Origin of the sequence: Schaalia sp. Marseille-Q2122, assembly GCF_903645355.1 — a bacterium.
In the GTDB taxonomy this organism is placed as follows: domain Bacteria; phylum Actinomycetota; class Actinomycetes; order Actinomycetales; family Actinomycetaceae; genus Pauljensenia.
In genome coordinates this window covers 152,105-165,954 of sequence record NZ_CAHJXR010000005.1, presented here as the reverse complement: position 1 = coordinate 165,954, position 13,850 = coordinate 152,105, and the positions used below count along the sequence as shown (strand labels likewise).

Annotated in this window: 7 protein-coding genes; 3 read left to right on the top strand and 4 right to left on the bottom strand. The window is 62.1% G+C overall.

Annotated elements, in window-relative coordinates; all coding sequences use genetic code 11:
* Positions 1-409 precede the first annotated feature (409 nt).
* Positions 410-850 (top strand): winged helix-turn-helix domain-containing protein, encoded by a 441-nt coding sequence (locus HWX48_RS06870; protein WP_175955955.1) that lies wholly within the window; start codon positions 410-412, stop codon positions 848-850.
* A 16-nt stretch (positions 851-866) separates the two neighbouring features.
* On the opposite strand, the gene ilvA is transcribed toward HWX48_RS06870, so the two are convergent.
* Positions 867-2,156: a threonine ammonia-lyase IlvA gene (gene ilvA, locus HWX48_RS06865; RefSeq protein WP_124871299.1), complete on the bottom strand. Its 1,290-nt coding sequence runs from the start codon at positions 2,154-2,156 to the stop codon at positions 867-869.
* Positions 2,157-2,347: 191 nt separating this feature from the next.
* On the opposite strand from ilvA, the gene orn reads away from it, so the two are divergent.
* Both orn and HWX48_RS06855 read left to right on the top strand, forming a co-directional pair.
* A complete protein-coding gene (gene orn / locus HWX48_RS06860) occupies positions 2,348-3,007 on the top strand; it encodes an oligoribonuclease (RefSeq protein ID WP_303048072.1) in 660 nt (219 codons plus the stop codon).
* 188 nt (positions 3,008-3,195) lie between these two features.
* Entirely contained in the window at positions 3,196-3,870 is a 675-nt protein-coding gene (locus tag HWX48_RS06855) for a single-stranded DNA-binding protein (protein WP_175955953.1), read from the top strand.
* Positions 3,871-3,877: 7 nt separating this feature from the next.
* Here HWX48_RS06855 and HWX48_RS06850 read toward each other — a convergent pair whose 3' ends face one another.
* The 3 genes from HWX48_RS06850 to HWX48_RS06845 form a co-directional block, all read right to left on the bottom strand.
* On the bottom strand, positions 3,878-4,378 hold the full coding sequence (locus HWX48_RS06850; protein WP_175955951.1) for a holo-ACP synthase: 501 nt from the start codon (positions 4,376-4,378) through the stop codon (positions 3,878-3,880).
* Positions 4,379-4,603: 225 nt separating this feature from the next.
* Positions 4,604-6,718, bottom strand: a complete 2,115-nt coding sequence (locus HWX48_RS11235) for a beta-ketoacyl synthase N-terminal-like domain-containing protein (protein ID WP_254873004.1) — start codon at positions 6,716-6,718, stop codon at positions 4,604-4,606.
* Positions 6,719-6,752: 34 nt separating this feature from the next.
* A complete protein-coding gene (locus tag HWX48_RS06845; RefSeq protein WP_254873003.1) occupies positions 6,753-13,847 on the bottom strand; it encodes a fatty acid synthase subunit beta domain-containing protein in 7,095 nt (2,364 codons plus the stop codon).
* Positions 13,848-13,850: the final 3 nt, after the last annotated feature.

The following is a 13,850-nucleotide window of genomic DNA, read 5'->3' as shown; positions in this document are numbered from 1 at the left end:
GCTACGGAGGCTGGTGTGTGAAGCGCCCACAAGTAGGCACCCCTAGCTTAGCGCCTTCGCGGAAAGTAGAACAATGAGCTGGTCAGAAGGAAGATGAGCCGACTGTGGGACGCTGAGAACGCGAAAGATGTTGCGGTGACAGGCGCACGGAAAAGCTTTGTGAGGGCGCGCTTTACGGAATCTCACTATATGGGCATCTTCTGCTTGATCCATGTTGGGGACTCACACTTAGTGTCATGACAACTTTCGTGACGCCGACATGCCGCCTGATGGGTGGCGTATGCGCACGAATGTGTATGTGACCGACTATCCCACGTCCGTCACAGCCGAACCGACTCCCCATAGATCTTTTGTGCGCATTGTTGCGTGATTTCAGGGTTCGGCGCCAAAAGAAATTGGATACACCGTCATGGCCCTCGTCTACACGCCCGAAGACACCTGTACCTTCGACTCCGCAGCAGACACCACCTACGAACAATTCCTCGATATCCTCGCAGGCCTCACCCTCACTCAGGTAAGCCTGACCATCGACATTGATCGCAAGCGAGTTCGCCGCAACTGCGAAGACATTGAACTCACCACCCAGGAATTCGCTCTCCTCGCACACCTCGCGCTCAACGCTGATCATGCGGTTTCTCGCGACGAACTCTTCTCCACCGTCTGGGCGCACCGCGACCTCGACGCACAATCACGCACTGTGGACGCTCACATCCGACGCCTCCGCGTCAAACTTCACGACCGTGACCTCATCTCGACCGTCAGGGGAGCAGGCTACCGACTCAACACCTCCCCAACAGTCGCCATCATCGCCACCCAAGCCCGCGCGCGCTGCATCGCCCTCGCCGCCTGAAGCGTACCCCTTGCGCTCAGATCAGCAGGCGGAAAATCTCAGAATCGGCCGGTACTTCCTCCACATGCAAAGGAGAATCCTCCATACGCTGACGCAAGCCATGAATATCATCGCGGCTTGAAAGGTCAATGCCCACCAACGCCGGACCCGTCTCACGAGTGTTTTTCTTCGTGTACTGGAAGTGGACAATGTCATCGCCAGGACCCAGCACATCGGCCAAGAACATCCTCAACGCACCGGGCTGCTGAGGGAAGGTCACCAGGAAATAATGCCGCAGGCCCTCATGACGCAACGAGCGCTCTTGAACCTCGGCATACCTCGTCAAATCATTATTTCCACCCGAGGTCACGCATACGATCGCCCCCGATGCAGAGCCCGTCAAAAGAGCGCGTTGTTCGGGTGTTGCAAAGTAGTTGCGAGCCGCCGTTGATGCCAGAGCGCCAGCAGGCTCAGCAATCACACCATCAGAATGGTAAAGATCAAGCATCTCGGTACACACTGCCCCCTCAGGGACGACCACGACATCGTCAACCAAGTGGCGAACAATGTCAAAAGCCACACTACCTGCGCGCCCCACAGCCGTACCGTCAACAAAAGGATCAACGCCAGGCAAGGTCACAGGCTCACCCGCATCAAGGGCGGCGCGCATCGACGCAGCACCCGCAGGCTCAACACCAATCACACGGATCTCAGGACGCTGCGCCTTCAACAGGGTGGCAATACCCGCCAGCAGACCACCACCGCCAACAGGGACAAGCACACACGAGGTATTCTCGGGCATCTGCTCGCACAGTTCGGCAGCAATCGTCCCCTGACCGGCAATAGTGCCAGCATCGTCATAAGGATGGACATAGACACGACCCGAGGTGCGGGCGGCTTCTTGCGCCAGAGCATTCGCACGATCGAAAGTTCCATCAACAATGACCTGCTCTACCCAATCCCCGCCAATAGTCTGGATACGGTCACGCTTTTGCTTGGGCGTATTTGACGGAAGAAAGATCGTGCCTCGCACCTTCAACTGCGAACAGGCGTAAGCAATGCCCTGCGCATGGTTACCAGCCGACGCACACACCACGCCCGCCTGACGCTGCGCCGCGCTTAACGCTGACATGCGCGCGTACGCACCACGAACCTTAAAGGAACGGCACTTTTGAGTGTCCTCACGCTTCAGGAAAACAGGCACTCCCAGGGCGTCTGATAGGCGCTCCGAACGATCCAACTGCGTCTGATGCACCACACCGCGAAGAATCTGCGCTGCCTCGTCAATGTGAGCGGGGGTGACGGGAAGGGCTGGCAGCGACGTCATGGGTTCTCCTCCAGAAACGACAATGATGTGCACAAATCTTAACCCCCGTTGCCATTGCTCGGCTCATAGCGTTCATATTGCTGTTGACAAGCAGACGTCCGCCCTCAGGTTGGCCATCATGGCGCGTGTCGTGCCGTAGTTCCCTCTTGGCCGCGACAATTTCTTTCCCAGGCCACCGGTAGAATAAGAGTGTGAGTACACGTGTAAAAGATCCGCTGGTGTGGATTGACTGCGAAATGACTGGCCTTGACGTCGCTAAAGATGCGCTCATTGAAGTGGCCGTCGTTGTCACCGATGGTGATCTGCGCATCCTTGATCCCGGCATTGATATTCTCATCGTTCCTCCTCAGGATGCCTTGGATAATATGAGTGATTTCGTCCGCCAGATGCATACCTCCTCTGGCCTGCTTGACGATCTTGCTCAGGGCATCACGATGGAAGAAGCTCAGCGCCAAGTCCTTGAGTACATTCAGCGTTTCGTTGCCTGCCCGCGTAAGGCCTTGCTGGCGGGTAACTCGGTGGGGACCGACAAGATGTTCCTTGAGGCCAATATGCCTGAGGTCATCAACTACCTGCATTACCGTATTGTTGACGTGTCTTCTATTAAGGAATTGGCCAAGCGCTGGCACCGCTGTGCCTTCGAGGAATCCCCGGTCAAGCACGGTGGGCATCGCGCTTTGGCCGATATTCTTGACTCCATTCAGGAGCTCGAATACTACCGCCGGGCGCTCTTCCCGGCCCAGCCCATCACTCGGGAGCATGCCCGTCAGGCTGCTGCAGAGGCACTTGCTTTGGACATTCCCGCTTTAGGGCACTCCCAAGGTCAGGCATCACCCCAGGTAGAGAGCTAGTCACTGGAAGTTATCCACCATCTGAAATATCCCCCAAAGAGGTTATCCACAGCCTCGACGGGGGATTTTCGTTATCCACAGGCAGGCGACGTGCGTTGTGGCAAGGGGCTTGTTTTCGCGCAGAGTGGAAGTGGCCCTTCTACTGAGGGTCGAAGAATCGCCATTCACGACGCGAAAAGAGGAGCATCATGACTGACTCAGCAACCTTGACCTTCCGCGCCAGGGTCGGCTCAGACCTGACATCGGGACGAACCACCAGGGGAGTGCCCGTGGTGCGTTTCCGGATTGCCGTTCCCCAGTGGCGGCGCACTGATTCTGGAGACTATGAGGATCTTGAGCCGCGCTGGTACACAGTGCGAGCCTGGGACCGCCTGGCCCTTAACCTCGGAACCTCCTTGACCAAGGGGCAGCCCGTCATTGTCGTGGGCCGCCCGGTGGCCAACGCGTGGGTTGATTCCGCCGGGCAGATCCACAGCGAGATCGTCATCAACGCCTCCTCCATCGGCCACGATCTGTCGCAAGGCAGCGCCATGTTCTTCAGGCGTGGTCAGGCCCCTCACACGAATGACCCCAGCGCTGAAGGTACAGCGTCCTCTTCGACTAACGAGGCGAACGCGCGCGCTTCCTCTGCCGCCACAGACGCCGATGTGGTGGGGGAAGAAACACCGGTTGAGCGTACCCACATCGGGGAGCACCACTCGGATGTTGAGGACGCCGATTTCCTCACCAGCTCTGATCATCCTGGCACAGAAAACAGCGACGATGCTGTGGCGGTAGGAAGTGGGGAGCCGAGCGAGTTGATGAGCGATCAGGGAGCAGAATCGGTATTTGCCGATGCATACTACTCAGGGGGTGCCGCATAAGCGGTGTTCATTCGTCCTTTCCGAGGCCGCCTGTGGCAGCTTCCAGGACGACGTAGGCAATCGCATGGGGTCCGTCGTGGCTGAGGGACAGATGCCACCGCAGTCTATCCACGGTGGCCACACGGTCCTGCAGGCTGTGGCGAACACTCTCAGCAAAACGCCCGTGAAGGCGGAGTGCTGGCCGCTGCCAGTGGTCATGGATGACCTCGATCTCACGCCAGTCAACCTCTTCAGCAGCAAGAGGAGGAGACATGCCGTACAGGGCCCCAGACCAGGCTTTCACGACCGCCTCTTTCGCGGCCCAGCGTGCCGCCAGATGCGGCACTGCGGCCGAGGGAAGAGGGTCGCCCATCTGGAAGGAGAGTCCGTGTTTTTCTTCCAGGCGGCTGGCAAGCGTTCGCCATTCTCTGGCAGTGAACACTCGCGAGAGGAAGACTGAACCGGGTTGAGCGAGCTGCTCACTCAATGCCGCGCAGTCAACCAGGTCAATGCCAATCCCAAGGATCATGAGGATAAACCTAACACGCGCCGCCTCAGCAATCCCTTGCACAAAGGCATGATGACAGAAAAGGAGAGGACACAGACGCCTAGCCCGGATAGGTCTGTGGGCCGGTCGGGATTCCTCCCGACCGGCCCACAGACCTCATATGCTACGCGGTAGCTCAGTGCCACAGCGCGTCTGCCGCCAAGGCGTTATGCGCTGCCTCGCTTGGCGAAGCAGGCGCAGCGGCGTCTACTGTGAGCGAGAGGTGTAGACGCCTTCAGCACTCAAACGAGCGTTCGGATCGAGGAGCATCGCGGCCTCAACCTCGTGAGCGTCTCCACCAGCGGCCTCCAGGGCAGCACCGGTAGGCAGGCGACGGGCGGGAGCGGCCTCGAAGAGTTCGCGGTGACCCATCATGCCCGCCTCACGATGACGGTGCGCCGCCATGAGGCGCGCATCCGAACGCTTGCGCCACTGGGCGAGCAGGCTCATACCAGCCTCACGATCGTGAACGCTGGACACCACCAGAGCCTCAAAAGCTGCGGGGTGAACCAGAGCCACCAGGGAGGAGACGTGACCAAAGCCCAGCGAGGTCGCAAAAGCAGCCTTAATCGGGCCTGATGCACCCAGGTTGAGCGGCGAACGCAGCCACACCAGGTGCGGGTAAGCCGCCATTGCATCATCCACACAATCCAGGGACGCATTCGCAGGAATGACACCCGTCTGGAAGAGCTGAGTGATGCCACCGACCTGGAAGACACAGGCGCCACCCTTCGCGTGGCCCGTCAGGGTCTTCTGGGAGACGACAAAGAGCGGGTTGCCAGCGTCGCGTTCCAGCGCGTGACCAATACGAGTATGCAGGTCAGACTCATTGGGGTCATTGGCGTTGGTGGAGGTGTCATGCTTGGACACCACCGCCACGTCATCAATGCTCACGCCGTAGGCAGCAAGCTGGCTGGCCAGACGCGAGGCCTTCCCGCCGCGAGCTGATGCCAGGGCGCCAATACCCGGAGCCGGGATGGATGTATGGAAACCATCAGAGAAGGTCTGAGCAAAAGCCACCACACCCAGGACAGGCAGACCCATCTCCAAAGCCACAGAGGCACGGGTGAGCAGTACGGTGCCTCCACCTTGAGACTCCACGAAGCCACCGCGACGGCGGTCATTCGCACGCGACACAAAGCGCTCGGAAATACCCTGGGCGAGCATGTCATTGGAGTTGGCGGTGGCGTTCATCGAACCAAAGCCCACCACAGACTCAACCTGAATATCATCAATGGCACCAGCCACCACGAAATCGGCCTTACCGCAGTGGATCTTATCCACGCCCTCTTCAATGGACACCGCTGCCGTTGCGCAGGCGCTGACCGGGTTAATCATCGAGCCGTAACCGCCGATGTAGCTCTGCATGGTGTGTGCGGCCACAACGTTGGGCAGAGTCTCTTGGAGGATGTCCTGGGGGAATTCCTCACCGAGGAAACGATCCACAAAGAGGCGGTGCATGGAGGTCATGCCACCAAAGCCCGTGCCCTGCGTGGAAGCCACGTCAGCCGGGTGGACGATCTGCAGCAGCTCGGTGGGGCTAAAGCCAGCCGAGACGAAGGCATCCACAGCGGTGACAAGATTCCACACCGCAATACGGTCGATGGAGTCAATCATCGAAGCGGGGATACCCCAACGCGACGGGTCAAAGTCCGTGGGGAACTGGCCGCCGATACGGCGGGTTACCGTCGCGCGGCGAGGCACGCGAGCCTGACCACCGGACTTACGGGTGACCTGCCATTCGCCGTCGACCTCGGTGACGATGGTGAATTCCGGATCTGCCACCTGGTAGGACATGGCCTCCTCACGGGTATCGACCGTGAAGGTGATGTCACGATCAAGGAAGATCGTGGTCAGCTCCGGAGTCCACCCGTCATGGAGGGGGCCATCGTCAGTGAAGAATCGCACGCCGGAACGCGCCACGACCTCGTCACGGTAACGATCGAAGATCTGCGCTTCAGGGACGAGCTGATCATCAGCGTCGTACCAGCCGCCAACGGGCGTGTCCGACCAGGTGAGCAGGCCAGTCATCCACGCCAGTTCGAGGACGCCAGCGGGGGTGAGCTCAACGGTGCCGTCGGACTGGATACCCAGCTCTGCCTCCAGACGAGTACGCGCCGAACCCCAGGGGCCGACCTCGCCGTGACCCACGATGACGACCGTCTCGTGCAGGTCGGCATTGACCGCTCCCCACTGGGCAGGGTCAACGTGGGTGGGCAGGGACAGGGTGGGGGAGGGCAGAGCCTCAACGGTGGCAACTGCGGCGGCAGTACCGGCCGTCTGCGTGGGAGCGTTCTCCATTGCCTGCTGACGCAGAGCCACGAGGTCAATGCCGCCACCCAGGCCGCCGGTCAGGTCAGCCTCGACAGGTGCCGCAGAGGCAGCTGGTCTGAGCCGAGCACAAAGCCATGAGCTGGTCAGCCATTTCCTCGGTGGACCACGTGCGCACGCCGGTGGATTCTACGGCGGCGACCATCGGGTCGTTCCCACCCATGAGGCCCGTGCCGCGCACCCAGCCGATACGCGGGTGAGCGAAGGACACGCGAGAGGACCAGACAGGCTCGGAGTGCCACTTAGCGAGGATCGCGTCGAAGGATGCCTTGGATTCGGCGTAGGCGCCATCCCCACCGAAGAGGCCGCGGTTAGGTGAGCCGGGCAGCACCACGTGCAGGCGGTGATCCACATCGGTGTCGGCAGCGATTGCAGCCAGAGCAACGATCGAGCGCTCTACACTCCACAGGAGCAGGCGCATCTGGTTTTCCGTCTGAGCACCCGAATCAGCCATCGTCCCGCTGACCTGTGGGGCAGCGAAGGGGAAGAAGAGCGTTGGGGTCAGCGCAGGTTTGAGCTCCACAGCTGAGCCGCCCACCGAGGTCGAGTAGGGGCTACCCACCCATTCAGCCAGGGCGTCAACGTCACGGTAGGAGGACAGGTTCGCAGGAACCAGCCACAGGCGCGCACCCGGAGCAGCATGCTCACGGTAGAGACGCTTAGCAAAGCCCAGACGGCGAGCGTCCACACGCGAGGAAGTCGCAATAACGGTCGCGCCACCAGCCAGCAGGCGAGCCACCACGGCGCCACCAATGGAGGTAGGCGTCATACCCGTCACCACGGCCACATCTGCTGCGTAGCGCGTCGCTTCTGCATCGCCCGGGGTCAACGCCTGCGTGCTGATGGAGCGGTAGAGCTCAGCCAGTTCATGGCGGCCAGCCTTGTGCGCACGCTCAGCCCACCACGATGCCTGGTCGGCAACGGCCTGACCCGCGCCAGCAAAGACCGGCGAGCCAGCCAGTTCCCCGTCAGCCCACAGGCGGGCGAGGTCTTCGCGGGCACTGGCCCAACGGTCATCAATGAGCACGGCCTTACGAGCATCGAAGGCGGGAGACACCATGTCCACCCACTTCGACCCGAGCTCAGCGGCAACAGCCTCGACAACGCGGGCAGCCTCGTCATCAGTGTCAGCAACGGGGACAACCGGGGCGTGGCCCAGCTGGGTGAGGATATGGCGAGCAGCAGAAGCGAGCACACCATCAACACCGGTGACCTTCTCAGCGAAAGCATCCAGGGCAGCAGAATCAACAACGCCGCCGCCAGCGCCACCGCCGGCCTGAGGCATGGTCACGCTGATGCCATGACGCTGACCCACTGAACGCACAGCAGCGTCAATGAGTTCATCAACGCCAGCAGCATTGGCAGGAGCTGCAGTGGACAGGGTTGCAAGTTCACCCTCACGGGTCGAGGCTCCCTCACGGGTGCCCAGCAGGATCTCAGCAGTGACGTGGTCCACCCAGCCTGAGCCCAGCTGCCAGGTGCCGGTCACACGCTCGGCGATGCGGGTGGCCTTCGCGCCGGCACCACCGAAGAGCTTACGGACGCGATCCTTCACCTGATCGCCCAGGACCGGGCCGAAGGCCGCGTAGCCCTTGGCGAGGCGGTCAACGGTAGCACCCAGGGTGGCGACATCCGCTTCGGCTGCGCCATCAATGGAGGACAGGCCAAGCTCAGCGGACATGTCCATGAGCAGCTGGTTACGGCGTGAGGACACGCCATTGGTCAGGGTTTCAGTGGTGTCGCGGCCGCCAACCTCGTCGGCGCGGATCTTGGCTGCCAGAGCAAAGAGGGCCAGGATCGCGTCGGAGGCCTTGAAAGGCAGATCGGCAACGTCGGCGCCCGACACGCCACCGCCAGCAGGAGCAGGCGGGGCAGCCACGGGAGCTGGTGCGGCCTCAGCAGCGGGAGCAGGGGCAATCTGCGAAGCATCGGGTGCAGCGGCAGGCGCAGCAGCAGGAGCCGCGGGCGCTTCATCCTCGACCTCTTCGGCCACGGCAACATCAGTGCGCAGCACGCGTGCCTCATCACGCTGAGCGTTGAGCACCGTCACCGCGCGGCCCGTGAAAGCAGGCAGCTGCAGGGTTCGGGCGGCCATATTCGCCAAGGTCGGGGCAGCACCCAGACCCACCTCAACGACCTCGTCCACACCTAGGCCACCGGCCTCGGCGGTACGCAGCAGCACGTCCTGGGTTTCGATCCAGCGAACGGGGGAGGCAAACTGCCAGGAGAGCAGCTCAATGAGCAGCAGGCGCGTCAACTGTGCGGGTGCGGCCACGGCGGCCTCCCACGCCGACTCAGAATCGAGCAGATCCTGGAGTGCGCGGGCGGGAACGACCTCGCAGATCGACTCCACGAAGGAGCGCGTCAACTCGAAGGGGCGAGCCACAAGGTTCGGAATGTAACGGCCCACGAGGAGATCGGGGTCAACCTCGGCGGGAATACGCTCGTCAAGGCGCTCACGGAAGTCAGCCACGCCATCACGCAACACGGTGGAGTGGAAAGGCACGTCGATGCCGGGCACGTACATGAATGCGCCCTTGCCGCCAGCCTTGGCAGTGCGCTCGGCAGCGTCGGTTGCGAGGGCCTCAAGGCCAGCAACCGTGCCGGCCACAGAATACTGCTGGCCAGCCAGGTTGTAGTTGACGATCTGGAGGAACTCACCCGAGGCCTGCGCAATGGAGGACACGTAATCCTCAACCTCTTCATGGCTGATACCGAACTGGCTGGGGCGCAGGGCACCCATGCGGTAGTTCGATGCGCCATGCTCATCGCGGCCCACCAGGGCGTGCATGGTCGAGCCACGGTGGAAGACCAGATCAAGGACTGTCTCCAAGGGGAAGACCTGCGCGTAGGCGGCCAGAGCGTCGTATTCACCCAGGGAGTGTCCTGCGAAGGCGGCGCCATCAACGAGGGCACCTTCTTCACGTAGGCGCTCAGTCTGGGCAATGGCCAAGGTAGCCAGAGCAACCTGAGTGAACTGGGTGAGGTTGAGGACGCCCTCAGGGTGACGGTGGGTGAGGCCGCGGACGGTGATTTCCGTGGGATTATCACGCACAATCGTCAGGATCGAGAAGCCCAGGACCTCACGAGTAAAGACGTCAGCCCGCTTCCACGTGGCGTCAGCAGCCGCAGACTTGGCGCGCTCATCCAGACCCATGCCGCGAGACTGAATGCCCTGGCCGGGATAGATGTAGGCGGTGCGAGGAGCAGTCGTGTGCGCGGTCGCGCGAGAGACAATATTGCCCTCCACGCGGCAGGTGACCTCCAGCGCCAGGCCGCCACCCACGACACGGCCCACGCGCTCAACGGTGATCTCCACCTGGTCGTTGAGTTCGACAGCGCCGTACATGGAGTAGGTCCACCCGCGCAGCTCCAGGCCCACGCCGCCAGCCACCGATGCGCTCGCCGCGTGCTGGGCAGTAGCCGACAGCCACATGCCATGCACGAGCGGGGCATCCATACCCGCAACCTTCGCCGCAGCGTAGGAGGTGTGGATGGGGTTGAAGTCACCCGACACGATCGCAAAGGGCGTCATATCAGACGGAGCAGTCACCATCACGCGGCGCAGAACGGAACGTGGCGTATCAATGACCTTACCCTCAACGCCGCCAGCAGCGGGTGCGTCATCGGGAACATTCGTGCCGGTGGCGCGCCCGCGAATCGCGAAGCGCTCGCGGGTGGAGCCCACGGGCTGACCGTTCGCCGACAGGCTCAAAGCCACGGTCACAATACGACCCGAAGAGGATTCGTCAATAGCCGCCACGTGGGAGACTACGTCGATACGCTCCACGCCCTGAACTCGCAGCTCTTCGGGGGCGGTGGAGAACTCAATGAGGTGATCAAGATGAACGGCGTTGAGCAGGCCCTCAATGACCGGGTAATCACGGTAAATGGCTGACCCCAGGGCCGCGTAAATCGCCGGCCAGGCAGGGCCAAGCAAAGCGTCGGGCACGCAGCGCGTGGGGACGAGGCCACCGGGCAGGCCAGCGCCCGTCACCGCGTAGTGGTCGGGGCCAAGGGAAGCAGGCAGAGCAAAGCTCCAGTGCGCCTCACCGAAGGGCGACAGCTCCGAGGGCTGCATGACCGGCATGGCGGTGATCGCATCGCCCGTAATCGAGGTCGACCCCACGCCCGCGGTAGCAGCGAGCATGGCATACATATGTTCGGGCAGGCGATCCTCGTCAATGACGGGCACACCACCTGAAGCGCCGGTTCCAGGCAGGACCAGGGGGAAGATGAGCTGGCGGACAGCGTGCTTTTCAGTGCCGCGCAGATCAGCATCCCACGCAGTGTCGAGGTGGATGACCATGTCGACACCGCGCTCGGTGTCACGCAGCTCCACCTGTTCTTCAGGAAGGACGGCAGCAGGGTTGAGCATGAGGTGGCCGGTCCACATAATGTGGGGCACCTGACGCAGCCACTCGTGGGCAGAGGTCGAGGGAGCCACAGATCCCAGTCGGGAGTACGCGGGCTGAGCCGTCACGCCCATGTCAGCGACGCGGGCCACGGCAGCAGCCTCGAAACGGCCAAGGAGTTCAGCGACAGGCTCGTTCACACGGTCAATGCCAGCCACCGACACAGGGCCGGGGATAATACGTACTGAATCAGCGGTGTAGCGCGCATCCTGGGCCTGCCACAGGCCATCTTGGCCCCACCAGCGCAGCAGGTCATCATCAAGGACCGGCACGAAAGGCATGGGCTTGGGATAGGAACGGCACAGGGTGGGGAACCACGCCTGGTCAATGGCCGTGACAAAGGTCGTATGAGCGGTGGGGTAGGCCTCAAGGATGTGAGCCACAGCTGCGGGAGCATCCTCCACGTCGGCGACGGTGGGGAAGAGTGTCTCGACCGTTCCGTGGTCAACGGGAGCCAGGCGAGCCTCCACACGCTGCAGCAGGTCATGGAAACGCAGGGTCCAGGTCGGATCCACCCACGGGTAGGACAGGTCAGCAAAACGGGTCACCCACTCGGCGTAGGTCATTTCCGCTAGGTCGCCGAAGTAGGGCTTTGCCGTGCGGCCCAGAACCTCAATGATCTCCTCACGGCGAGCCTGAACAGCGGCAGCATCCGACCCGAGGTCTGCAATGAGGCGGGCGGCAGCAGCCGCAGCGTTGTCAACCTCGTGCATGTCGGCACGCAGGTGCGACAAGCCAGAGGTCATGCCCCCGTCAGTGGCACCAACACCTACCCAGCCGCGGCGTAGGCTGTGAGCGTCAATGCCGGGGGTATCGACGAGGCGCTGCTTGACCTCTTCACTGGTACGCGCTTCCTTCACCGTCATCGCAGCAGTACCAATAAGGACGCCGTCAACGGGCATGAGGGGACGGCCATGCTCTAGAGCCCATTGGCCAGACAGGTAGTCGGCGGCGCGCTCAGGAGTGCCAATACCGCCACCCACACAGAGCACCACGTTATCGACGGCGCGCAGTTGAGCGTAGGTGGACAAGAGAAGATCATCCAGGTCCTCCCACGAGTGGTGGCCACCAGAGTGACCATCCTCGACCTGCACAATGACAGGCGTGGGGGCAACCTGCTTGGCAATAGCCACCACCTGAAGGATCTGGTCAACGGTGCCAGGCTTGAAAGCCACCCACGGGAAGCCATCACCGCGCAGCTGCGCAACGAGGGCGGCAGCCTCATCCCCTTCAGGGATACCAGCAGAAACGACGACACCATCAATGGGAGCACCCTGGGCGCGCGAGCGCGACACAATACGCTGAGAGCCGAACTGCAGATTCCACAGGTAGCGGTCCAAGAACATGGAGTTGAACTGTGCGGACACGCCAGGTGCGAGCTGTTCACGCAAGCTGGCGAGGTTTTCCATGTACACCTCTTCGGTGACCTGGCCACCGCCCGCGAGCTCCGCCCAGTAGCCAGCATTCGCGGCTGCCGCGACGATCTCTGGATCCACGGTGGTGGGGGTCATGCCCGCCAGGAGCACAGGGGAACGGCCGGTCAAGCGGGAAAAAGCGGTGTCCATGACGGTGCGACCATCAGGCAGGGTAATGATCGAGGGCGCCAGGGAGGACCAGTCAGCCGGGACGGGCGGAGTCCACCCGGGAGTGACGAGGCGGTCGCGATCCTCTGTACTGCCAGCCTCAACAATGCCGACGCCCTGGCCCTGAATAAGAGGTGCAGTGAAGGAGGCCAGCGTTGAACCGGGGCCAACATCGACCAGCCAGCGCACGCCAGCGGCAAGCTCTGCATGAATCTGAGCAACCCAATCCACAGGCTCAAGCAGCACAGCGCGAGCCAGCGCAATATTTTCCTCCGAGTCAAGACCACAGGCCTGAGCCCAATGCTGAACCTGCTCAAAAGCACCCGTCATCAGGGCCGAATGGAAGGGGATATCCACGCACAGGTAATCAAACACCGGCGACAGGGGCGTGCCGCCAATCTGCTTGGCCTCACGGGCAGCGCGCTCAGTAGCGCTGCGCTCTTCAAGGAGAGCACGCAGGGTCGCCAGATCGGTGGGGGCACCCGAAAGTACGAAGGATTCCCCACCATTACGCAAAGCGAGGCTAATCGGACCATCACCAGCGGCGGCGGCGCCCTCGTTCCACTGGGTGACCATCTCTTCAATGACAGCGGCGGGCACCTTACGTACCGACAGCATCGGGGTGGCATCGCCAACAGCGTGGACGCCTTCGCGAGCCACAGCCTGCTGAGCGGCCGCACCAATCAGGCGCGCCAGAGCAAAGACCATGCCCGCTCCCGGGCGATCCCCCCGAGCCCACGCTTGCGAAGCCGCCACACCCAACACGCCCTGCGAGTGGCCGAGGAAGCGCGCCGCGCTCAACGTCATACCCTCAGACTCCAGGGCGGCAACCGCAGCGAGCTGAGTAGCGAGGATTCCCGGAATGGAGAAGCCCGCGCCCGAGGTATTGGGGCGCGCAATGTCAGCAAAGAAATCGAGGGAGGCCAGCTCCATCGTCGCCAAGGACATACGAACAGGAGAGAGGTAAGCATCGGAGGCCTCGCACAGCTGCGTAATGAGCGTGCGCGCCTCAGCATCCTGAGAGAGGGCCTCAAGGGTGCGCTGCCACGGAGTGGACTGCCCCGCAAAAAGCAAGGTGGTGGGAGTGTTGTTCAGCTCAGCCAGAAAAAACGAAGAAGACATGAA